The sequence below is a fragment of the Agrobacterium sp. 22-223-1 genome (genome assembly GCF_053522385.1).
In genome coordinates this window covers 329,328-351,766 of sequence record NZ_JBNWCN010000006.1, presented here as the reverse complement: position 1 = coordinate 351,766, position 22,439 = coordinate 329,328, and the positions used below count along the sequence as shown (strand labels likewise).

Below are 22,439 nucleotides of genomic sequence, written 5' to 3'. Positions count from 1 at the left end.
GATGACGATTAAGAATGCGATGGTGCTGGCCGCCGGGCTTGGCACACGGATGCGCCCGATCACGGATACGATCCCGAAGCCGCTCGTCCAGATCGCGGGCAAGCCGATGATCGATTATGCGCTCGACGCCCTTGTCGAAGCCGGTGCGGAAACCATTGTCGTCAATGTGCACCACCACGCGGAACAGATGGTCGCCCATCTTGGGCAACGCACCGACGCCGAAATCCTGATTTCCGACGAGCGGACGCAACTGATGAATTCCGGCGGCGGTCTCGCCAAGGGCCTGAAGCTTCTGGAACCCGGCCCGGTCTTCGTCATGAATGCCGATCTATTCTGGATTGGCGAGCAGCTGAATGCGGTCAGCAACCTGCGCAAGCTTGCGCAATTCTTCGACCCGACCCGAATGGACATGGCGCTGCTCTGCGTCGACATGGACCGCACCACCGGGCACAATGGCAAGCGGGATTTCAACCTCTCCGCCGATGGGAAACTGACGCGGTATTGCGATGGCGATCCGAACCCCGTGGTTTATGCCGGAGCCATCGCCATGGATTCGCGACTGCTGGACGATGCGCCGGCGGATGCCTTCAACCTCAATATCTATTTCGACCGCGCCATTGAAAGAGACCGGCTTTTCGGGCTTTCTCTGGATGGCCACTGGATCACCGTCGGCACGCCGGATGCGATAGAAGATGCTGAAAGCATCATCCGCCAATTCAGGGAAAAACGCTCTGCATGACGCTCACCCACCACGCAAAGCGCGTTCTGACGATCGCTGCAGGAACGCCGTTCCTCAAGACGCTCGCGGAAACGCTGTGTGACGGGACACTGACAGCCGGCTATAAATACGACCCAGCCGATCCGCTGTCGCTTGCCAAGGTGACGATCTATGTGCCGACGCGGCGCTCCGCCCGTGTGTTGCGCTCCGAATTCGTCGATCTTCTGGGCGGCCGGTCCGCCATTCTGCCGCTGATCCGGCCGCTGGGCGAAACGGATGATGACAGCGGCTTTTTCGAGATCGAAAATCCTGAAATCATGGATCTGGCGCCGCCGATTTCCGGCACCGGCCGGCTGATCGAACTGGCGCGTCTCATTCTCGCCTGGCGCAACAGTCTGCCGGACGCCATCCGGGCAATTCACTCGGATTCGCCGCTTGTCGCCCCCGCCAGCCCCGCAGACGCCATATGGCTGGCGCGTGCGCTTGGCGAGGTGATCGATGCAATGGATACGGAAGAAAAGGACTGGGAAGCGCTTCAGCATCTCGATACTGGCGATCACGCCCAATGGTGGCAGCTGACGGCGGACTTCCTGCGCATCGCCAGTGTCTTCTGGCCGGCGCGGCTTGCCGAACTCAACCGTTCCTCGGCCGGCCGGCATCGCAACGCCATTCTGCGGGCGGAAGCGAACCGGCTTGCCAATTTGCCGGATACGGGACCGATCATTGTCGCCGGGTCGACGGGTTCCATTCCTGCCGCAGCCGATCTTATCGCCGCCGTTGCGGCCCTGCCCCAGGGCACCGTCGTGCTTCCGGGGCTAGACCTTGCCATGCCGGAGGAGCAATGGGAGGCAATCGCCGAGGACCCTACCGATCCTTCGAGCCGCACCCACTCGCAATATGGGCTTTATATGCTGTTGCAGAAGCTCGGCATCCTGCGCGACGACGTGGTTCAGATCGGCGCCATCGATGGCGATCTGGAAAAGCGCGCAGCCGTGTTTTCGGCCGCACTCGCGCCGGCCAAGTCCACCAGCGACTGGAATCGCTGGCGCGAGGACAGGCAACCCGGCTTTTTCGACGACGCCTTCGCAACGGCCACGCTGATAGAAGCCGCCAATGAGCGCGAGGAGGCAACGGCCATCGCGGTGGCTTTGCGGCTGGCGTTTGAAGCGCCCGGCGCTGGGCGTCCGTCGCAGGCAGCGCTGATAACCCCAGATCGCGGACTGGCGCGACGCGTGGCGACGGAGTTGCAGCGCTTCGGCATCGAAGCCGACGACTCGGCCGGTACGCCGCTTTCCGCCACCCCACAAGCGGGGCTGACGCAACTGGCGCTGGAAGCGATCCTGAGGCCCGGCGACCCGGTGCCGATCATTTCCCTTCTGAAACATCCGCTTAGCCGCTTCGGGCTTTCCGATGGAGCTTTCGCGAAAGCCTCCAAAGCGCTCGAGCTGATCGCGCTGCGCGGAGGCCGTGTCGAGACCGAAATCGGCAATCTGGAAGCGGTTCTGGAGGCGCAGCTTCTCGCGCAGCGCGATGACCGGCACCCGCCTGCCTGGCGGCTGGCGCTGCCGGAGGCAAGCGCGGAGGCCGCGCGCGACCTGGCACGGCGGATTGCCATTGCGACCGAGCCGCTTGGCTCCGCCTTTATCCGCAAAGATCGATCCGGCCGCGCCTTCACCGATAAATTGCCGCTGTCTGTTTGGGCGGAGCGGACGGGCCGCGTGATCGAAGCCATCTGCGCGGATGAAAACAGCGATCTTGCCGCGCTCTGGTCCGGTGAAGCGGGAGACAAGCTTTCCGAGCTGTTCGGCGAGCTGATGGAAAGCGGCGAAATCCTCGATGCGGATGGACCGCAATGGATCGATATTTTTGCGGCACTGGTAGCCGGTGAATCGATCAAGCCAAGATCGATGCGTCATCCGCGCATTTTCATCTTCGGCGCGCTTGAGGCACGGCTGCAAAGCGTCGATACCGTCGTCATCGGCGGTCTCAATGAAGGACTCTGGCCGGGGCAGACGGCGAATAATCCATTCCTGTCCCGCACCATGAAGACCGCCATCGGACTGGAGCCGCCGGAACGACGCATCGGCCAGCTTGCGCATGATTTCGAGATGGCAAATGGCACCCGGCAGATTTTTTACACCCGCGCGCTGAGGCAGGGCTCAACGCCCGCTGTCGCCTCACGCTGGTTGCAGCGTCTTCTGGCGCTGGGCGGCGAGGATTTTGCCGATAAACTCAGGAAGCGCGGCGAGACCTATCGCCATTGGGCGGGATTGATGGATGAAAGCATCGATCAGGAAGCGGCAAAGCGCCCTGTCCCGAAACCGCCGGCCGAGTTGCAGCCGACGCGCTATTCCTTCAGCGAAGTGGGGCGGCTGCGTCGCGATCCCTATTCGATCTATGCGCGACGCATCCTGAAGCTGGACCCGCTCGATCCCTTCAATCGCGATCCGAACGCCGCCGACCGCGGCACGCTCTATCACGCGATTATCGAGCGCTATTCCCGTGAGGGACATATTCCCGGCACACCGGCCTCGCTCGCGGCCATGCAGCGCATTCTGGACGAATGTTTCGATGCGGAAAACCTGCCTCCCCATGTGGATGTCATCTGGCGACCGCGTTTTGCGGCGGTAGCGCGCGCCTTTATCGACTGGGAAAAAGAACGTCATCCGTCCATTCGCCACAGCTTCTACGAGGCGCGCGCCGGGCAGGAAATCGTCGAGGCGGGTATAAGGCTGACGGGGATCGCCGACCGCATCGACATCAAGACAAACGGTCAGGCGGATATTATCGACTACAAGACGGGGCTTGCGCCTTCCGTCAATCAGGCGCGCGCGCTGCTCGATCCGCAGCTTGCGCTGGAGGCGGCCGCACTGATGCGCGGCGCCTTCCGCGAAGCCGGTTCGCCTACACCGGAAAACCTCATCTATGTTCGCCTGCGGCCGGGCGAGCGTTTTTTTGCCGATCAGGTCAATAACGAACATTCCAGCCGAAGCGGCAAAAGACCGCCGAAATCGGCGATTGAGCTCGCGACGGAATCGATCGAACAGCTCGCCAAATTCGTTCATTCCCTGCGTGACGGCGAAAACGGCTTCGCCTCGCGGCTCGTGCCGGAAGAGCAACAATCCTATGGCGGGGAATATGACCACCTCGCCCGCGTTTCGGAATGGTCGACGGCAGAACCGGGAGACGGCGATGACGATTGATCCCTTCGATGCCGGCCCCGCCGCCGACACGCCTGAAAGCTGGATCGACTGGACCAGCGCCCGGCAGCGGCTTGCCTCCGATCCCGCCAGTTCCGCATGGGTGTCGGCCAATGCCGGCTCCGGCAAGACCCATGTTCTGACCCAGCGCGTCATCCGCCTGCTTCTGGCCGGCTGCCGACCTTCGGCGATTTTGTGCCTTACCTATACCAAGGCCGCGGCGTCGGAAATGTCCAGCCGTGTCTTCGACCGTCTGGCGGAATGGGCTACTTTGCCGGATTCCGACCTCAAGGACCGCATCGCCGCCATCGAAGGCAAGGTACCGGATCGCATCAAGCTCGCCGAAGCCCGCAGGCTGTTTGCCAAGGCGCTGGAAACGCCGGGCGGGTTGAAAATCCAGACGATCCACGCCTTCTGCGAGGCGCTGCTGCATCAGTTCCCGCTGGAAGCCAACGTCGCCGGCCATTTCTCCGTCCTTGACGACCGCGCCGCAACCACGCTGCTCGCCGAAGCACGCCGTTCGCTTCTGACGGCGGTTTCGACGGAGCGGGACGCGGAGCTGGCGCAATCGCTCGCTTACGTGCTCGATCTGGCGGACGAAAGCGGTTTGGAATCGCTGCTTTCCGCCATCATCGCCAATCGCAGCGCCCTTCGCGCCTTTCTCCTGGACGCCAAACAGTCAGGCGGCATCGATGCGCGGTTGCGGCAGGCGATGCAGATCGCAGATGGGGAAACCGAAGAAACCGCGGCGGCCGCCTTCTGGCCTCTGCCCGGCCTCTCAGGCCTTGCGCTCGATACCTATCTCACCCTTGCCGACGAGGTGGGTGGATCACGCGTCATCGATGTCGCTTATGCGCTCAGGGAGGCAAAACGGCAGTCGGACCCCGTGCGGCGGATGGAATTCATCGAAGCGGCGCTGCTGACAGCCAAGGGCGAAAAGAAATCGGATGCCTATGTCATCAACAAGGGCATGCAGAAATCCGCCCCCGAACTTCTCGATGCGCTGACGCTGGCGCGGGACCATGTCGTTTCCTGCCGCAACCGTTATCGTCTGGTGCGGATGCTGGCGGCGACAAAATGCGCCCTTGTTCTGGCCGAAAGGCTGATCGGCGATTTCGAAGACCTGAAAAAACAGCGAAGCCAACTCGATTTCGAAGACCTGATCGAACGCGCGGCCAACCTTCTCAACCGCGATACGGCGGGCGCCTGGGTGCACTACAAGCTGGATCAGGGCATCGACCATATTCTCGTTGACGAGGCGCAGGATACCAGCCCGGTGCAATGGTCGATCATCCAGTCGCTGGCGGCGGATTTCTTCACCGGCGAGAGCGCCCGCCTGGGGCGGCGCACGCTGTTTGCCGTGGGCGATGAAAAACAGTCGATCTATTCATTCCAGGGCGCTCGGCCGGAACGGTTTTCGCAGGAGCGCGAAGAGACAAAAAAGCGCGTCGATTCCGTCGAACAGGCCTTTCACCGCATCCGCCTGCCGCTTTCTTTCCGGTCCACCGAGGATGTGCTGGCCGCCGTCGATCAGGTCTTTTCAGACCCGAATAACGCCAGTGGCCTCAGTGCCGATAACGAACCGGTGGAACACCGATCCAACCGCGCCGGCCATCCCGGCACCGTGGAGGTGTGGGACATGGTGGCGCCGGAAACCGCCGAAGACGAAGAGGATTGGACAGCGCCCTTCGATGCGCTGCGGGAAAGCGCGCCGGCTACTATCGTCGCCCGCCGGATCGCCGCGCGCATCGCCTATATGATCGGAAGCGAGACCATCATCGAAAAGGGCGTCGAGCGCGCCGTGGAGCCTGGCGATATTCTGGTTCTCGTCAGAAAACGCCATGCCTTCGTCAATGCGCTGACGCGCGAGCTGAAACGACGCAAGAACATCCCCGTTGCCGGCGCCGACCGCCTTCGCCTGACCGACCACATTGCCGTGCAGGATCTTCTGGCGCTCGGCCATTTCGTTGTCCTGCCCGAAGACGATCTTTCGCTCGCCGCACTGTTGAAGAGCCCGCTCTTCAACCTGACCGAAGATGACGTTTTCAACATCGCCGCCATGCGATCGGAAACGGAGAGCGTCTGGAAACGACTGCAAATCCTTTCGCAGGAAGAGAATAGCCATCTTTCCACCGTTACCGCCAAGCTGGAAGGTTTTATCGCTCTTTCAAAAACGGCCACCGTGCATGATTTCTTTGCAGCGGTCCTGACGCTGCATGACGGGCGCAAAAAATTCCTCGGCCGGCTTGGCAACGAGGCGAGCGATGTTCTGGATGAGTTCCTGTCCTTTGCGCTGGACCACGAAAGGACCGGTTTGCCCGGCCTTCAGGCCTTTCTCTCCGTTCTGGAAACCGATTCACCGGAGGTGAAACGCGAACAGGACAAGGATCGTGGCGAAGTACGTATCATGACCGTGCACGCCTCCAAGGGCCTGGAAGCGCCGGTGGTTTTTGTCGTCGATGGCGGCTCGAAGGCCTTCAATCACAGCCATGTGCCGAAACTGCGCTTCGTCGAAGCGGGCGAGGACGCCTTCCCGGTCTGGCTGCCCGGCAGCGGCTTTTCAAACCACCTCATTCGCTCGGACGAAGAACGGCTGAAGACGGCCGCCGAAGACGAATATCGACGGCTGCTTTATGTGGCGATGACGCGCGCCGCCGATCACCTCGTCGTCTGCGGCTATCGCGGCCAGAAGGAAAATCCAGAATGCTGGCATGCCATCGTCAAGGCGGCGCTTGCCAACAATGAAGACCATTGCAAGCCGCAGCTTTTCACGGCCGATGGTGAGGAATGGCAGGGGCTTGTCTGGCGTAAATCCGAGGCTCGCGCGACATCTCTTCCGCAAAGGTTGCCGGAAAAGCAGCAGGACGAAGAATATGCTCTTCCGCCCGGGCTGCTTGCTCCCCTGCCTGCCCTGCCCTCCTTGCCAAGGCCGCTCAGCCCCTCCGGTGCAGGCACCATCATCGATGACGGTGCGGATGATCTTGCCGTGCGTTCGCCGCTTTTCGGCGAGGAAGCCGATGTCTCTTCGCTGGCGCTGCAGCGCGGCCGGCTGGTGCATCGCATGTTGCAGGCACTGCCGGATTTTGCCGAGGCGGAGCGGGAGGAGGCTGCCCGCCGCTATGCGGAACGAGCGGCCCGTTTCTGGCCTGCGGCCGAACGCGAGCATTTGATCCGGGCGGTTCTGCGGGTCATCTCCGAACCGGCGGTGCAACCGGCCTTTTCCGCCAACAGCCGCGCGGAAATCTCCATCATGGGCACGATGACGATCGGCCGGCAGCACTATGCCGTGTCCGGTCGCGTCGACCGGCTGGCGGTGGATGGTGATCGCGTTATTCTGGTCGACTACAAGACGAACCGGGTTCCGCCGCGCACGGCACGCGAGATACCTTTCTCCCACACCGCGCAGCTTGCCATCTATCGCGAAATTCTTGCACCGCTCTATCCCGGCAAGGAATTTGTCTGCGCGCTGATCTATACGGAAAATGCCGCTTTTGTGCGGGTTGACGATGATGCAATGACGCAGGCTCTTGCCGCAATAAAGACAAAGTGAGATACCGGGGCATTGAAATTCCGACGCGCCCGCATCACATCGATAGCGGAAAAGTTTAGCTGAAAGGAGAGCCAGATATGGCTACCGTAAAAGTCGATGCCGCCAACTTCCAGTCCGAAGTCCTCGAATCCTCCGAACCCGTCGTGGTGGATTTCTGGGCCGAATGGTGCGGCCCGTGCAAGATGATCGCGCCGAGCCTTGAGGAAATTTCGTCCGAGCTGGCCGGCAAGGTCAAGGTCGCGAAGCTCAACATCGACGAAAACCCGGAACTGGCTGCCCAGTTCGGCGTGCGCTCCATCCCGACGCTCGCCATGTTCAAGGGCGGCGAAGTGGCCGACATCAAGGTTGGCGCTGCTCCCAAGACAGCGCTGTCCGCCTGGATTTCGGGCGCCGCATAAGCAATATCAGTGGAATGAAAAAAGCCCGGCAGCGATGCCGGGCTTTTTTATTGGGGAACCGTGCCGTTCAGGGCAAGCGCGTTGCCGGCAAGATAAAGCGAGCCGCCGATCAGGATGCGCGGCGCCGGTCCTTCGGGGTCGAAGCGGCGCGACAGCTCTTCCAGAGCATGCGTGAGAGACGAGGTGGGTGCCGCCACGAGGCCGGCATCGAAGGCCGCATGAGCAAGTACCACGGGATCGATCGCCGCATCGGTGCCGCCAATCGGCACGGTGAAGACATATTCGGCAATATCGGCGAAGGCCTTGAAATAGCCCACCGGATCCTTGGTATTGATCATGCCTGCAATGATGAACAGTGGGCGTGGCGTCTTTTCCTCAAAGCCGGCCATCGCTTCGGCAATGACTTCGCCCGCGCCGGGGTTATGACCGCCATCGATCCAGATTTCCGAATCCTTCGGGGCCATTTCAGCGATTTTGCCAGTCAGGATGCGCTGCAGACGGCCGGGCCATTCCACGGAGGTCATGGCTTTTTCGATCATCCGTTCCGTCACCTCGAAACCGGCGGCCTTGACAGCGCGGATCGCGGCGGCGGCATTGGCAAGCTGATGGCGGCCGGGAAGACGCGGCAACGGCGCATCGGCCAGGCCGAACTCATCCTGATAGACCATGCGGCCGAATTCTTCATGGGCGGAAAAATCCTGCCCATAGACCGATACCGGGCAACCGAGCCGCTCCGCCGTGGCGACAAGCGTTTCCAGCGCCGCATCATATTCCTGATGGCCTATGACGACGGGGGAACCCTTTTTCATGATTCCCGCCTTTTCCGCCGCGATCAACTCAACGCGGTCACCGAGATAAGCCTCATGATCGAGCGAAATCGGCATAATGATAGAGACAGCGGGGTTGTTGATCACATTGGTCGCATCGAAACGCCCACCAAGACCCACCTCGACGATAGCTGCGTCAGCCGGATGTTCCGAAAAAAGAAGGAACATAACCGCAGTCAGAATCTCGAAGACGGTAATCTTTTGGCCTTCGTTGGCAACTTCAATACGGCGCAGAGCATCCGCGAAGACAGCATCATCGACAAAGCGCCCCCTCTCGCCGGCCACACCGATGCGATAGCGTTCATGCCAATTGACGAGATGTGGCTTGGTGTGCACGTGCACGGGAAGTCCGGCTGCTTCCAGCAAGGCCCGACAAAAGGCGCTGACCGAGCCTTTGCCGTTGGTGCCAGCGACATGGATGACGGGCGGCATTCTATTTTGAGGATTGCCGAGTTTCTCAAGGAGCCGGGAAATTCTATCGAGCGAAAGATCGAACCCCTTGGGGTGGAGCTGCATCAGCTCTTCAATGATCTTCTCGGCCTCACCGATCGCGGGCTTCGTCATGTCTTCCGTTCGCCTTTCAGGCGTTTTGCTTGCCATTTGTCCGCCGCACCAAAGATGAAATCATGCAACGTATAGCATCATCCCGAAGGCAGTTTATGCCTCCGGGCGACATATTTTTTTTCTCAGGCCGAAGCGGCCAGCGGGACGACCGAATTTGCATTCCCAGCAGGCGCTTTGGTCATGATCTTGAGCAGATTAGCGAGCGTGTCGGGAATTTCGCGGCGGTCGATCACCATATCCACCATGCCGTGTTCCAGCAGATATTCCGAGGTCTGGAAGCCTTCGGGAAGCTTTTCGCGAATGGTCTGCTCGATCACGCGCTTGCCTGCGAAGCAAATCTCGGCGCCCGGCTCGGCGATATGCACATCGCCCAGCATGGCGTAAGAGGCCGTGACGCCGCCCGTCGTGGGGTTCGTCAGAACCACGATATAGGGCATGCCGGCTTCTTTCAGCATGTTCACGGCAACCGTGGTGCGTGGCAGCTGCATCAGCGAAAGAATGCCTTCCTGCATGCGCGCACCGCCCGAGGCCGGGAACATCACGAGCGGGCAACGCTCGGAAATGGCGCGCTCGAAGGCCTTGACGATGGCCTCGCCAGCGGCAATGCCGAGCGAACCGCCCATGAACTGGAATTCATGCACGACGGCGACGATCTTCAGGCCTTTCAGGAGGCCCACACCGGCAAGGATCGTATCTTCCTGCTCGGTCTTCGTGCGGCTGTCGCGCAGGCGGTCGGTGTATTTTTTGGAATCGCGGAACTTCAAGGGGTCCTGCGCCACCTTCGGCTGCGGCAGGGCTTCATAGACACCGCCATCGAAAAGATCGGCAAGACGTGCCTTGGCCGGCATCTTCATATGGTAGCCGGAAGCCGGGATGACCCACTTGTTATCTTCCAGGTCCTTGTGGAAGACCATCTCGCCCGTTTCCGGGCACTTGATCCACAGGTTCTCCGGAACCTCCGGGCGGCGGCCAAGCATGGAATTGATCCGGGGCCGTACGTAATTGGTGATCCAGTTCAACTGACTACTCCTGACTGGGCCGCGCGCTTATTCCGCAGCGGCGAGGCGCGATGCACGCACGCCCGTTGAAAGTCCTTTTACCAGCGTCGTAACGGCCGGTACGGTATCGGCGGTCGCCTGCCCGTCCTTGGTCAGGCTGCCCGCAATCTGGTTGACGATGGCCGAACCGACCACAACGCCATCCGCAACGGCACCGATCGCTTTTGCATGATCGGCCGTTTTGACACCGAAACCGACACAGACCGGCAGTTCCGTATGCGCCTTGATACGACCGACAGCGCCCGAGATCAACGAGGGATCGGGAAGCGCTGAACCGGTAATACCGTTCATCGAGACGTAATAAACGAAACCTGAGGTATTTTTAAGGACGGCAGGCAGGCGCTTGCCATCCGTCGTCGGCGTGGCGAGACGAATGAAGTTGATGCCGCGCGCGAGTGCCGGGATGCAGAGTTCATCGTCCATTTCCGGCGGCAGATCGACAACGATCAGGCCATCAATGCCGGCCGCGATTGCGTCGTCCAGAAATTTTTCGACGCCGTAGATATAGATAGGATTGTAATAGCCCATCATCACGATCGGCGTTGCATCGTCTTGCTTGCGAAACTCGCGGGCAAGATCGAGCGTGGTTTTCAGCGTCTGGCCGCCCTTCAGCGCGCGCTGGCCGGCCAGCTGAATCGCTGGGCCATCCGCCATCGGGTCGGAAAAGGGCATGCCGAGTTCGATGACGTCGGCACCGGCTTCCGGCAGGGCCTTCATGATGCCGAGCGAGGTTTCGAAATCCGGGTCGCCGCCCATGAAATAGGTAATCAGGGCCGGGCGATTTTCAGCGCGCAGATCGGCAAAGCGCTTGTCCATACGTGCAGTCATGATCTTATACATCCATTCCAAGGAACTTGCTGACGGTGTGGACATCCTTGTCGCCACGGCCGGAGAGGTTCATCAGGATGATTTCATCCTTGCCCATCTTCGGTGCGCGCTTGATGACTTCCGCCAGGGCGTGGCTCGGCTCAAGAGCCGGAATGATGCCTTCGAGGCGGGTCAGCATCTGGAAGGCGTCCAGCGCCTCATGGTCCATGATCGGCACATATTCCACGCGGCCGATATCGTTCAGCCAGGAATGTTCAGGGCCGATGCCGGGATAATCGAGGCCGGCGGAAATGGAGTGGCCTTCCTTGATCTGGCCATCCTCATCCTGCAGCAGATAGGTGCGGTTTCCATGCAGCACGCCCGGCGAACCGGCGGTGATGGAAGCGCAATGCTCATCACCCGAAAGACCCTTGCCGCCGGCTTCGACGCCGACGATGCGGACATTCTTGTCATCGAGGAAAGGATGGAAGATGCCGATGGCATTCGAACCACCGCCGACAGCCGCGACGACCAGATCCGGCAGGCGGCCTTCCGCCTCCAGCATCTGCGCCTTGGCTTCCTCGCCGATAACGGCCTGGAAATCGCGAACCATTTCCGGATAGGGATGCGGGCCGGCCGCGGTGCCGATCAGATAATAGGTATCCTCGACATTGGTGACCCAGTCGCGCAGGGCCTCGTTCATAGCGTCCTTCAGGGTGCCGTGGCCGGCCGTCACCGGCTTCACTTCAGCGCCAAGGAGCTTCATGCGGAACACATTCGGGGCCTGACGGGCAACATCCGTCGCGCCCATATAGACGACGCAAGGCAGGCCGAAGCGTGCAGCGACGGTAGCGGAGGCAACGCCGTGCTGGCCGGCACCGGTTTCGGCAATGATACGGGTCTTACCCATGCGCTTGGCAAGCAGGATCTGGCCGAGACAATTGTTGATCTTGTGCGAGCCAGTGTGGTTCAGCTCTTCGCGCTTGAAATAGATCTTCGCGCCGCCAAGTTCCGCCGTGAGGCGTTCCGCAAAATAAAGCGGGCTCGGACGACCCGTATAGTGCGCGCCGAGATGCTTGAGTTCCGCCTGAAACGCGGGATCGGTCTTGGCCTTGTCCCATTCCGCCTGCAAATCCAGAATGAGCGGCATCAGCGTTTCGGCAACGAAGCGACCTCCGTAAATGCCGAAACGGCCGTCCTCATCGGGACCAGCGCGAAAAGAATTGGGTGTTGGCGCGTCGTTCACTTCAAGCTCCCTTTGGGCCTTTCGACCAATCATTCACCACATCGAAAAATGCGTCGATCATGGATAGATCCTTGACGCCCGGCGCGCTTTCCACACCGGACGATAAATCTAGTCCGCTTGCCCTGGTCTCCGCCAGCGCCTCGGCGACATTGTCCTTGTTCAATCCCCCGGAAAGCATGTAATCCACACTTCCGTCAAGTGATCGCAGGATGGTCCAGTCGAAGGAGACACCGTTGCCACCCGGCAGCTCGGAACCGGCGGGCGCCTTGGCATCCAGCAGAAAACGGTCGGCTATTCCAATATAAGGGTCGATTTTGGCAAGATCAGCGGCATCGCGAATGGAAATCGCCTTCATGACAGGCAGGCCATACAGCGCCTTGATGTTCAGCAGCCGTTCCGGGCTTTCATTGCCATGTAGCTGAAGGATGTCCGGTTTGACGAGATCGACGATTTCATCGAGATAATCATTATCGGCATTGACCGTGACGGCAACCACCTTCGCAGCGCCGCGGGCGGCTTCCGCCAGCCTGCCGGCAATATCGGGCTCGATGTTGCGCGGGCTTTTTTCAAAAAAAATAAAACCGACATGGGACGCACCACGCCTGACGGCGCGCTCCAGCGCTTCCGGTGTCTTCAATCCGCAAATCTTGATATCCGGTTTCATACCCGCGACCTGACATGAAATGCGACAAGAGTCGAGCCAAATCGCATCCATTCCCGATGGAATGTTTCACGTGAATCCAGATGGCGATCCGCGTCGCCGGTTTCAATCGAAATCGATGGCGTGAAGTTTGGAACCGTGGCGTTTCAGCCAGCTCTTGGCTTCTTCCGTGTGCGGGCAGAGCTTTTCGCATAGTGCCCAGAATTTCGGGCCGTGGTTCATCTCGCTCAGATGCGCAACTTCGTGAGCGGCGAGATAGTCGATGACCTTTTCGGGGGCCATGACGATGCGCCATGAGAAGCTCAAATTTCCATCATGGGAACAGGAGCCCCAGCGGCTGCGCGTATCCTTCATACTGATGGAGCGCACCGGCCGGCCGGCGGTGCGTGCATGAACAGCCACAAGCCGTTCCAGATCCGCCTTCGCTTCCTTTTTCAGGAATGTCGCTATCCGTCTTCTCAGATGTTCCGGCGCGCCGCTGACCTTCAGAACGGCCACCCCATCGACGTCTTTCGTGACATGTGTCAGCCCTCGCACGCTCCCAGTATGGTCAATGCGGTGGGCTATGCCGCGAATATCGATGATCGCACCCGGACGCAAACCGTCGTCTGGGCTGAATTTTACAAGCTTGCCTTCCAGCCAACCCTGGTGCCTCTCAAGGAAATCATCCACCTGCCGGTGATGCAGGCCCATCGGGATCGTCAGCTTCAACGCCCTGCCGCCCGGTTCAATGCGCAGCGTAATGCGCGTGGCGCGCGGATTTTCCCTGACCGTAATCGGCACCTGCCTGCCCGCCACCGCGACGGTGCGCTGACTGGGCAGCACCTTCTTTGGGGCCGGCGATTTCAGGGATTTTCTGAGGAGCGAAAACATGTCCCCTTCATAACCGATTCGTCCGTCGCTTGGCCATGCAAATGCGCGGCACGGCCCGCCGTCTTTACCCTATGCTGTCTGGTGTTTGCGGATAAATTCCAGCATGCGCGGCACGATTTCCTTGCGGAAGCGCGAACCGTTGAAGACGCCGTAGTGCCCGACATCCGGCTGCATGTAATGGGCGCGTTTGTCTTCAGGGATATTCCGGCAGAGATCATGCGCGGCCTTTGTCTGGCCGACGCCGGAAATATCGTCGTTCTCGCCTTCCACCGTAAACAATGCGACATTGCGAATGGCCGCAGGATCGACCGCCCTGCCCCGGTGCAGCATGTTCCCTTTCGGAAGCGCATGGTCGATGAAGACGGTTTCCACCGTCTGCAGATAGAACTCCGCCGTCAGATCCATGACGGCCAGATATTCATCGTAAAATTCGCGGTGTTTTTCGGCGGAATCGCCGTCATTCTTGACGAGGTTGAGGTAAAAATCCTTGTGCGCCGTCATGTGTTTGTCGAGGTTCATCGACATGAAACCGGAGAGTTGCAGGAAGCCCGGATAGACATTGCGGCCAAAAGCCGGCTGCGGCCACGGCACCTGCATGACGACATTGTCGCGGAACCATTCAATGGGTTTCGCCTTGGCAAGACCGTTGACGGCAGTCGGGTTGATGCGGGTATCAATGGGACCGCCCATCAGCGTCATGGATGCCGGTGCGAATTTATCCCCATCCGCCTCCATCAGGGAAACGGCGGCCAGCACCGGCACGGATGGCTGACAGACGGCGACCACATGCGCCCCCGGTCCGACCGCGCGCAGCATCTCGATGACATAGCTGATGTAATCGTCGAGATCGAAGGTGCCCTCACTCACCGGCACGGTGCGGGCGTCGGCCCAATCGGTGATGTAAATATCCGCCGAAGGCAGCAGGGCCTCGACCGTCCCCCGCAACAAAGTGGCGTAGTGGCCGGACATGGGCGCCACCAGCAGCACCTTCGGATCGGACTGGCGGGCTGGATCAAGTTCTTTCTTGAAATGAAGCAGATTGCAGAACGGACGCGACCAGACGGTCTCTTCGACAACATTGACGGTCTGGCCATCGACAATCGTATTGCCGAGAGCGAATTCCGGTTTTGCGTAACGGCGCGTCATGCGCTCAAAGACCTCAAAACCGGCGTCTAGGCTTCTTCCGAAAGCCGTGCTGGAAAGCGGGTTGAGCGGATTATTGCAGGCCTGGCGCATCATGTCGGCGCCGGCGCGCAGCGGCGCCATGGCCGCATGGTTCATTTCATAGAGGTGGTAGAACACTGATGACGCCTCCCTCGCGATCACGCTCTTTTTTTCAACCATAGCAGCTTTTCGCAGGTGCACAAAATCGAAGGCGCTGGCGGTTTCCCGCCAGCGCCTCACTTTCCGTTGAACGCCTTCGCAATCAGATGTCGGCGACGAAAGTCTGCTTCTGGGAACCGAGGCCTTCGATACCGAGTTCCACGACATCGCCAGCCTTCAGGTAACGCGGTGGCTTCATGCCCATGCCGACACCGGGAGGAGTGCCGGTGGAAATGACATCGCCGGGATGCAACGACATGAACTGGCTGAGATAGGAGACGACATGGGCGACGCCATAAACCATGGTCTTGCTGGAGCCGTCCTGCATGGTCTGGCCGTTGACCTTCAGCCACATGCCGAGGTTCTGCGGATCGGCGATTTCATCCTTCGTCACCAGCCAGGGGCCAATGGGGCCGAAAGTGTCGCAGGACTTACCCTTGGTCCACTGGCCGGCGCGCTCCGTCTGGAAGGCGCGCTCGGACACATCGTGCGAAACGCAATAACCGGCGACATAGTCGAGAGCATCGGCTTCCGAGACATATTTGGCGGTCTTGCCGATGATAACGCCGAGCTCGACTTCCCAGTCGGTCTTCTCAGAACCGCGCGGAATGGTGACGTTGTCATTCGGACCGACGATGGCCGACGTCGCCTTCATGAAAATGACCGGTTCCGGCGGTACGGTGGCACCCGTTTCGGCAGCATGGTCGGAGAAGTTGAGGCCGATGCAGATGAATTTTCCCGTTCCGGCAACGCAGGCGCCGATGCGCTCTTCGTTCAGTACCGGAAGTGTGCCGAGGTCGATCGCGGCGATCTTCTTGAGGCCCTCGGGAGAAATGGCTTCGCCGCCAATGTCTTTGACATGGGCGGACAGATCGCGGACTTTTCCTTCCGCATCGAGGATTGCAGGTTTTTCCTGGCCGGGCTGGCCGACACGCATCAATTTCATGGAACTCTCTCCCGGTTGTCAGACAAGATGATGCATATATGAACGATGCATTCATACTTGTCACCCCTTGACTGCGCCAAGTTTCGAAAAATACCTTTTCCTTCCCGTCAATCAAAAGGACATGGCCCGTGACGAACAGCAATTCTCGGCAATCAGAATATCCCGTCGATCCCCTCTTCCTCGATCGCTGGTCTCCGCGCGCCTTCGATGGCCACGCCATGCCACAAGAGCATCTGATGACCATTCTGGATGCCGCGCATTGGGCGCCATCTGCCTCCAACTATCAGCCATGGCGGTTTGTCTATGCCCACAAGGATAGCGAAGACTGGCCGCTCTTCGTCGAACTGCTGATGGAGGGAAACCAGCGCTGGGCAAAAAACGCCTCCGTGCTGCTGTTTGTCATTTCCCGCGACTACAACATCTCGCGCGACGGCGAGAAAAAACCATCCTCGACCCATTCCTTCGATGCCGGCGCTGCCTGGTTTTCGCTTGCCATGCAGGCTCACCTGCTCGGTTACCACGCCCATGGCATGGCTGGTATATTGAAGGACAAAATCGTTGAAAAACTGAACATCCCGGAAGGCTACAAGGTGGAGGCCGGGGTCGCCATCGGCACGCTGACCGACAAGTCCGTTCTCCCTGACGATCTGGCGGAACGGGAAGTGCCGAGCAAGCGTCTGCCCCTTTCGGATGTGGCCTTCGAAGGGCGCTTCACCGGCAAAGCCGACTGATTTCCGCTCATCCGGCAAAACAAAAAGGCCCGGCGGAAATTGACCGCCGGGCCTTTTGTTAAATTTTCGTTTCACGTGAATCGTTACGCGAAACACCCCACAGGATTAAATGTCGAGGTTGGCGACGCTCAGCGCATTTTCCTGAATGAAGTCGCGGCGCGGTTCCACTTCATCGCCCATCAGGCGGGCGAACAGGCCGTCGGCGTCCGTCGCGTCGCCCACCCTTACCTGCAGCAGGGAGCGAACATTGGCGTCGAGCGTGGTTTCCCACAGCTGCTCGGCATTCATTTCGCCGAGGCCCTTATAGCGCTGCATGGAAAGACCCTTGCGGCCGGCGGCAAAAATCGCATCCAGAAGCGCGCGTGGACCGGCCAGTTCCATGGTGCCGTCCTTGCGTTGCAGGACCGGCGGCGTGGCGTAGATATCGCGCGTGCGGGCTGCGAGCTGATCGATATGGCGGGCATCGGCCGAACCGAGCAGGCCCATATCCAGCGTCGAGACTTCCTTGACACCGCGCACCATGCGCTCGAAGCGCAAGCCGCCATCCTGCAGCACCGTGCCGGACCAGCCACGTTCAGTTTCTTCCGCGATCATATCCAGACGCCGCGCCACTTCGGCAACGGTTTCCTCGGCGCGGGCAGCATCGGCCGAAAGCTCGGGGTTCAGCGCGCCGGCAATGGCGGCCTGTTCCACGATCGAGCGGCTGTAACGCGAATGCAGCCCGTCGATCAGCGAGCGCATGCGCACCGCATCCAGAATGACTTCGCGAAGATCGGCCCCGATACGCACTTCGCCAGAACCGAGCGTCAGCGACGCTTCCTCGATCCCCATGGAGATCAGGTACTCTTCCAGCGCCTTTTCATCCTTGAGGTACTGCACGGACTTGCCACGCGTGACCTTATAAAGCGGCGGCTGAGCGATATAGAGATGGCCGCGCTCGATCAGTTCCGGCATCTGGCGGAAGAAGAAGGTCAGGAGCAGGGTACGGATATGCGCGCCGTCGACGTCAGCATCCGTCATGATGATGATCTTGTGGTAACGCAGCTTGTCGGCGTTGAACTCGTCCTTGCCGATGGAGGTGCCAAGTGCCGTAATCAGCGTGCCGATTTCCTGGCTGGACAACATCTTGTCGAAACGGGCACGTTCGACGTTCAGGATCTTGCCGCGCAGCGGCAGGATCGCCTGCGTCTCGCGGGAGCGGCCCTGCTTGGCCGAACCGCCAGCGGAGTCGCCCTCAACGAGGAAGAGTTCGGATTTCGCCGGATCGCGCTCGGAGCAGTCGGCAAGCTTGCCGGGCAGAGAGGCGATATCGAGCGCACCTTTACGGCGTGTCAGTTCGCGCGCCTTGCGGGCGGCTTCGCGGGCGACCGCCGCTTCCACCACCTTGCCGACGAGGATTCTTGCGTCGGAAGGATGTTCTTCCAACCAGGTGGAGAGCGCTTCGTTGACAAGGCTTTCCACGACCGGACGCACTTCGGAGGAAACGAGCTTGTCTTTCGTCTGCGAAGAAAACTTGGGGTCGGGAACCTTGACGGAGAGAATGGCCGTCAGACCTTCACGGCAGTCCTCACCCTGCAGGCTCACCTTTTCCTTTTTCAGGATACCCGAGGTTTCGGCATAGGAGGTCACCTGACGGGTCAGCGCCGCGCGGAAACCGGCCATATGGGTGCCGCCGTCGCGCTGGGGAATGTTGTTGGTAAAGCACAGCACGTTCTCATGGTAGCTATCGTTCCACCAGAGCGCGACCTCGACCGTAATGCCGTCCTTTTCGCCCTTGATGGCGACTGGTTTGTCCACCAGCGGCTTCTTGGCACGGTCGAGATAACGAACGAAGGCTTCGAGACCGCCATCATACAGCAGCTCTTCCTGCTTGATGTCCGAATGGCGCTTGTCGGTGAGCAGGATGCGCACGCCGGAATTCAGGAATGCGAGTTCGCGCAGGCGATGCTCCAGCGTTCCATAATCATAGTCCGTCATGGTGAAGGTCTGCGGGCTCGCGAGGAAGGTCACTTCCGTGCCAGAGCGGCCTTCATATTCGCCAATGACGGAAAGCGGCGCATCGGCGACACCATGGGTGAAGCCGATTTCGTGCAGCTTGCCGTTACGGCGGATCCTGAGCTTCAGCCAGACGGAAAGCGCATTGACCACCGAGACGCCCACGCCATGCAGGCCGCCCGACACCTTATAAGAGTTCTGGTCGAATTTGCCGCCCGCATGCAGCTGGGTCATGATGACTTCGGCGGCGGAAACGCCTTCGGAAGAATGGATGTCGGTCGGAATGCCGCGTCCGTTGTCCGTCACCGTCACCGAGCCGTCGGCATTCAGCGTCACCGTCACCAGATCGGCATGACCGGCGAGCGCCTCGTCAATGGCATTGTCGACGACCTCATAGACCATGTGGTGCAGGCCGGAACCGTCATCGGTATCGCCGATATACATGCCGGGCCGTTTGCGCACGGCATCAAGGCCCTTGAGGACCTTGATCGAATCGGCTCCATATTCCGCGTTCGCGCCGACTTCGCTTGACGATGTTTCGGTCATAAATACTCTTTCCAAAGTTTTCTCGGGCCAGGTTTCCAGTGAGAGGGCCTGAAGCCAGCGAATCACTCAAATCCGACATGCGACTATAGAAATTCTACACCCAATCCCAAAGGCCGCATGCTTCAGGATGCTGCATAAAGCAGGGGATAGAGGGGTTTCAATCGCAAGAACGGCTTTTTTGCAGCACGGCTGACAGTTCCTCTACCACACTCGGCGGCAGCTTGCGAATATCCCGTGCCAGCCGGTTGGCGAAAGCCGTATATTGCGGCGGCAGACCGATGGTGTCGATCACCACTTTCGGGTCGGATGAGCCGGCCAGAAAGAACAATTCCTCCGCCTCGTCCCAGATGATGTTGAAATATCCGGCGATGCGCTGGAGGAGATCGAAACTCGGCTTGCCGCGCCTGCCATGCTCCAGCGCCGAAAGATAGGCCGGCGATACGCCGATTGCGGCGGCCATTTCCTTCTGCGTCACGCCCTTGCGCTCGCGAAGCTGCCGCACGGCCTCCGCAAAGGGCGTCATGATTTTTCACCCCGCCGACGCGCCAACCGCACATAAAGCGCACCGTCGCCGCCATGATTGGCGGATGCATCCTCATAGGATGAAATCAGGTGGCGATATTCCGGCTTGGAAAACCACATGGGCACCGCCCTTTTCAACGCGCCGTCGCTGCCGATGGAACGGCCCTTGCCCGTTATGACGAGCACGTGTCTCAGACCGCGTTCATGCGCGCGCAACAGAAAATCAAGCAGCACCGCATGGGCTTCGCTCTGGAACATGCCGTGCAGATCGATCCGCCCTTCCAGCGGCAGCCGGCCACGGGTGAGCTTGCGTTTGACCGGTTTTTCCATCGGCTGATGAATCTTCGGCTTTTTGTCCGGAGCGGGTGGCGACGGCTCGACCGGCTCCGCAAGCATTCGCGGAAAAGCGCCTTTGCCGGTCTGCGGAACATCGGGTTCCACCGGAGGTTCCTCTATGTCATCGAAAGCCAGCAGGTCTTCCAGTCTGCCGGAGATCGGCCGCGTGGTTTTCGCGACCTTTCCCCACAGAATGCGCTCTTCCTTGCCGAGCTTGCGACTGCTCTTCATCGCCGATACCTCTGCGCAGCCACCTGCGGTATCAGTATATAAAAATCGGCCTCATTGCGCACCGTACCGGCCAGCTCTCCCGCTTCGAAACCGGAACCGGTGAAAATATCGCCGCGCGCCGGACCAACGATGGCCGAGCCGGTATCGAGCGCCAGCATCAGCCGCGCAAAAGGTTTTCCGTCATCGAGATGGGTAAGCGACGGCGCATGGATGAAGAAGGGAAGCCCGAAAGTGTGGAGGAGCCTGTCCACCGCAAGCGCTCGCCCCGCGACCAACGGAACCTTCGCAGCTGCAATCGGCCCCATATCCTGATCGGCGACATCCGCCTCCCGGAAAAAAATATAGGACCTGTTATGCCATAGCACCCCATCCACCTCGTCTGGATGGTCAGCGAGCCATTTGCGGATCGTCTGCATCGACACGGTTTTCGGATCGAGTTCCCCGCGATCGAGCAGCAGACGGCCAATCGGTGAAAAAGCATGCCCGGCCTTGGCCGCATAGGTGATGCGCTTTACCGGGCCATCGCGAAACACCAGACGCGCCGCACCCTGCACATGAACAAAAAACAGGTCGACCTTCGATCTTGCCCAGGCAATCTCAAGGCCCCTGCCTTCCAGATACCCTTCGTCGATCTCCCGGCGGTCGGGAAAATAGGAAATACCGTTTTCATCCTCCCTGCCGAAAGCATAGGACGTATCGAAACCGGCAGGCCGATTGGCATCGTCGATATCCACCAGCTCCAACGGCCGGCGATAAATCGGATAACGCCAGATGTCGTCGGGCTCGGATGACACTTCCAGTTCGGGTTCGTAAAAGGCGGTCACGAAACCGCTTTTTCCCTGAGCCGGAGAAATCCTGAAAGGCACGCAATTGGTTTCAAAAAACCGGCGCGCCTGTTCCGGGCTGCTTGTCTGGTTTTTCTCTGCGCTTTCCAGAAGCGAGACCAGTTCCGCCGCCGTGACCCCGAGCGCGCCGGTCCTGTAGGGTTTTGCATTCCGAAGATGCGACAGGATTGTCGCCATCGCCGGAAAAAGCTTGCCCGGATCGTCTTGCCGCCATCCGGGCAGGTCGCTGAAAGAAACTTCTTCGATCGAAAAGGGCGCGGTCATTGCTCGGATTCAGTGGCGATCAGCTTCCAGTTCGGATCGCGCGAGCGGATATCGCGCGAGAAGGTCCAGATGTCGTCCACCTCCGCAACCGCATCCGGATCGCCATCCACCAGCTTGCCATCCTTGTCATAGGTCGCCGAAATCAGCTGGCTGACGATCCTCAGCGTGATCTGCACTTCGGAATCGCGCACACTGGCCTGCGTGATATCTGCTTTCTCGATGCCCACGAAGGTGGACTTCACCACCTCGCCACGACCTTCCCTCTCGGAAATGGCCGCCTCGAAACCATCGAAAACCTCCTTCGACAGAAGGTTCTTGAGCGTCTTGCGATCACCATCGGCAAAGCCCATGACAATCATTTCATAGGCCATGCGGGCGCCGTTCAGGAATTCCTTCGGCCCGAAGGACGGGTCCCTGGTCATCACCTCCCGCAACGACGCATTGAGCGGCGTATCGACGGGCGCAAGCGCATCCGCCTCGGCAAAACGGTTTTCGTCGTCACCCTCGCTGCGCCTCGGCAGGGTCACGACCTTGTTATCGTCTGCAACGGGACCCTTTGCCACATCTCGCGGGCTATAGGGGTCGAATGGCGGCTTCTCATTGCCCGTGCGGCGACCGAGGACACTGCGCAGCTGAAAGAAGATCAGCACCGCTGCAACGAGAAAAAACAATGTGATAAAGTCGCTGAAGCCCATCTTTTACCAAAACCGCCATTTAAATTCGAAAACCACACCATCATATAGTCTGCATCTTATCATCATTCAAATGTGCAGATTCAATCATCGGTGTCCCGGGAAC

18 protein-coding genes are annotated in these 22,439 nt (G+C 59.9%); 5 read left to right on the top strand and 13 right to left on the bottom strand.

The window, feature by feature from the left end; translation table 11 throughout:
• Nucleotide 1: 1 nt before the first annotated feature.
• The 4 genes from ACQZ60_RS22545 (at nucleotide 2) to trxA (ending at nucleotide 7,866) form a co-directional block, all read left to right on the top strand.
• Nucleotides 2-739, top strand: coding sequence for a nucleotidyltransferase family protein (locus tag ACQZ60_RS22545; protein ID WP_035264127.1), 738 nt, complete (start codon nucleotides 2-4; stop codon nucleotides 737-739).
• A complete protein-coding gene (addB, locus tag ACQZ60_RS22540) occupies nucleotides 736-3,921 on the top strand; it encodes a double-strand break repair protein AddB (protein WP_035264119.1) in 3,186 nt (1,061 codons plus the stop codon). The genes ACQZ60_RS22545 and addB overlap by 4 nt, the downstream gene beginning before the upstream one ends.
• Entirely contained in the window at nucleotides 3,911-7,468 is a 3,558-nt protein-coding gene (addA, locus tag ACQZ60_RS22535) for a double-strand break repair helicase AddA (RefSeq protein ID WP_448736152.1), read from the top strand. Before addB ends, addA begins: the two co-directional genes overlap by 11 nt.
• 77 nt (nucleotides 7,469-7,545) lie before the next feature.
• Complete coding sequence (trxA, locus tag ACQZ60_RS22530; protein ID WP_003521174.1) at nucleotides 7,546-7,866, top strand: thioredoxin; 321 nt, start codon at nucleotides 7,546-7,548, stop codon at nucleotides 7,864-7,866.
• 47 nt (nucleotides 7,867-7,913) lie between these two features.
• On the opposite strand, the gene ACQZ60_RS22525 is transcribed toward trxA, so the two are convergent.
• The 8 genes from ACQZ60_RS22525 to ACQZ60_RS22490 form a co-directional block, all read right to left on the bottom strand.
• Entirely contained in the window at nucleotides 7,914-9,293 is a 1,380-nt protein-coding gene (locus ACQZ60_RS22525; protein ID WP_020810581.1) for a bifunctional folylpolyglutamate synthase/dihydrofolate synthase, read from the bottom strand.
• An 86-nt stretch (nucleotides 9,294-9,379) separates the two neighbouring features.
• Nucleotides 9,380-10,276: an acetyl-CoA carboxylase, carboxyltransferase subunit beta gene (gene accD / locus ACQZ60_RS22520; protein WP_020810580.1), complete on the bottom strand. Its 897-nt coding sequence runs from the start codon at nucleotides 10,274-10,276 to the stop codon at nucleotides 9,380-9,382.
• Nucleotides 10,277-10,303: 27 nt separating this feature from the next.
• Complete coding sequence (gene trpA, locus ACQZ60_RS22515; RefSeq protein WP_031233963.1) at nucleotides 10,304-11,143, bottom strand: tryptophan synthase subunit alpha; 840 nt, start codon at nucleotides 11,141-11,143, stop codon at nucleotides 10,304-10,306.
• A gap of 4 nt (nucleotides 11,144-11,147) precedes the next feature.
• Nucleotides 11,148-12,368: a tryptophan synthase subunit beta gene (gene trpB, locus ACQZ60_RS22510; protein WP_003521170.1), complete on the bottom strand. Its 1,221-nt coding sequence runs from the start codon at nucleotides 12,366-12,368 to the stop codon at nucleotides 11,148-11,150.
• Between the two features lies 1 nt (nucleotide 12,369).
• On the bottom strand, nucleotides 12,370-13,032 hold the full coding sequence (locus tag ACQZ60_RS22505) for a phosphoribosylanthranilate isomerase (RefSeq protein WP_003521169.1): 663 nt from the start codon (nucleotides 13,030-13,032) through the stop codon (nucleotides 12,370-12,372).
• Between the two features lie 102 nt (nucleotides 13,033-13,134).
• Nucleotides 13,135-13,902, bottom strand: a complete 768-nt coding sequence (locus tag ACQZ60_RS22500; RefSeq protein WP_020810578.1) for a M48 family metallopeptidase — start codon at nucleotides 13,900-13,902, stop codon at nucleotides 13,135-13,137.
• Between the two features lie 69 nt (nucleotides 13,903-13,971).
• Nucleotides 13,972-15,204 (bottom strand): polyhydroxyalkanoate depolymerase, encoded by a 1,233-nt coding sequence (locus tag ACQZ60_RS22495; protein WP_031233962.1) that lies wholly within the window; start codon nucleotides 15,202-15,204, stop codon nucleotides 13,972-13,974.
• A 124-nt stretch (nucleotides 15,205-15,328) separates the two neighbouring features.
• Complete coding sequence (locus ACQZ60_RS22490) at nucleotides 15,329-16,171, bottom strand: fumarylacetoacetate hydrolase family protein (RefSeq protein WP_448736151.1); 843 nt, start codon at nucleotides 16,169-16,171, stop codon at nucleotides 15,329-15,331.
• Nucleotides 16,172-16,299: 128 nt separating this feature from the next.
• On the opposite strand from ACQZ60_RS22490, the gene ACQZ60_RS22485 reads away from it, so the two are divergent.
• On the top strand, nucleotides 16,300-16,902 hold the full coding sequence (locus tag ACQZ60_RS22485) for a nitroreductase family protein (RefSeq protein WP_448736150.1): 603 nt from the start codon (nucleotides 16,300-16,302) through the stop codon (nucleotides 16,900-16,902).
• 105 nt (nucleotides 16,903-17,007) lie between these two features.
• Here the strand turns inward: ACQZ60_RS22485 and gyrB are convergent, their stop codons facing one another.
• The 5 genes from gyrB to ACQZ60_RS22460 form a co-directional block, all read right to left on the bottom strand.
• A complete protein-coding gene (gyrB, locus tag ACQZ60_RS22480) occupies nucleotides 17,008-19,443 on the bottom strand; it encodes a DNA topoisomerase (ATP-hydrolyzing) subunit B (RefSeq protein WP_448736149.1) in 2,436 nt (811 codons plus the stop codon).
• A gap of 157 nt (nucleotides 19,444-19,600) precedes the next feature.
• On the bottom strand, nucleotides 19,601-19,966 hold the full coding sequence (locus tag ACQZ60_RS22475; RefSeq protein ID WP_448736148.1) for a helix-turn-helix domain-containing protein: 366 nt from the start codon (nucleotides 19,964-19,966) through the stop codon (nucleotides 19,601-19,603).
• Nucleotides 19,963-20,532 (bottom strand): Smr/MutS family protein, encoded by a 570-nt coding sequence (locus ACQZ60_RS22470; protein ID WP_448732706.1) that lies wholly within the window; start codon nucleotides 20,530-20,532, stop codon nucleotides 19,963-19,965. Before ACQZ60_RS22470 ends, ACQZ60_RS22475 begins: the two co-directional genes overlap by 4 nt.
• On the bottom strand, nucleotides 20,529-21,641 hold the full coding sequence (gene mltA, locus ACQZ60_RS22465; protein WP_448736147.1) for a murein transglycosylase A: 1,113 nt from the start codon (nucleotides 21,639-21,641) through the stop codon (nucleotides 20,529-20,531). Before mltA ends, ACQZ60_RS22470 begins: the two co-directional genes overlap by 4 nt.
• The gene (locus tag ACQZ60_RS22460; RefSeq protein ID WP_003521156.1) at nucleotides 21,638-22,336 is read right to left on the bottom strand and encodes a Tim44/TimA family putative adaptor protein; all 699 of its coding nucleotides are present in this window, start codon (nucleotides 22,334-22,336) and stop codon (nucleotides 21,638-21,640) included. The genes mltA and ACQZ60_RS22460 overlap by 4 nt, the downstream gene beginning before the upstream one ends.
• Nucleotides 22,337-22,439: the final 103 nt, after the last annotated feature.

Bases quoted from the DNA above. Each gene is read 5' to 3' on its own strand.
- ACQZ60_RS22545 (WP_035264127.1), top strand. From the start codon at position 2: ATGACGATTAAGAATGCGATGGTGCTGGCCGCCGGGCTTGGCACACGG.
- addB (WP_035264119.1), top strand. From the start codon at position 736: ATGACGCTCACCCACCACGCAAAGCGCGTTCTGACGATCGCTGCAGGA.
- addA (WP_448736152.1), top strand. From the start codon at position 3,911: ATGACGATTGATCCCTTCGATGCCGGCCCCGCCGCCGACACGCCTGAA.
- trxA (WP_003521174.1), top strand. From the start codon at position 7,546: ATGGCTACCGTAAAAGTCGATGCCGCCAACTTCCAGTCCGAAGTCCTC.
- ACQZ60_RS22525 (WP_020810581.1), bottom strand. From the start codon at position 9,293: ATGGCAAGCAAAACGCCTGAAAGGCGAACGGAAGACATGACGAAGCCC.
- trpA (WP_031233963.1), bottom strand. From the start codon at position 11,143: ATGACTGCACGTATGGACAAGCGCTTTGCCGATCTGCGCGCTGAAAAT.
- ACQZ60_RS22505 (WP_003521169.1), bottom strand. From the start codon at position 13,032: ATGAAACCGGATATCAAGATTTGCGGATTGAAGACACCGGAAGCGCTG.
- ACQZ60_RS22500 (WP_020810578.1), bottom strand. From the start codon at position 13,902: ATGTTTTCGCTCCTCAGAAAATCCCTGAAATCGCCGGCCCCAAAGAAG.
- ACQZ60_RS22490 (WP_448736151.1), bottom strand. From the start codon at position 16,171: ATGAAATTGATGCGTGTCGGCCAGCCCGGCCAGGAAAAACCTGCAATC.
- gyrB (WP_448736149.1), bottom strand. From the start codon at position 19,443: ATGACCGAAACATCGTCAAGCGAAGTCGGCGCGAACGCGGAATATGGA.
- ACQZ60_RS22475 (WP_448736148.1), bottom strand. From the start codon at position 19,966: ATGACGCCCTTTGCGGAGGCCGTGCGGCAGCTTCGCGAGCGCAAGGGC.
- ACQZ60_RS22470 (WP_448732706.1), bottom strand. From the start codon at position 20,532: ATGAAGAGCAGTCGCAAGCTCGGCAAGGAAGAGCGCATTCTGTGGGGA.
- mltA (WP_448736147.1), bottom strand. From the start codon at position 21,641: ATGACCGCGCCCTTTTCGATCGAAGAAGTTTCTTTCAGCGACCTGCCC.
- ACQZ60_RS22460 (WP_003521156.1), bottom strand. From the start codon at position 22,336: ATGGGCTTCAGCGACTTTATCACATTGTTTTTTCTCGTTGCAGCGGTG.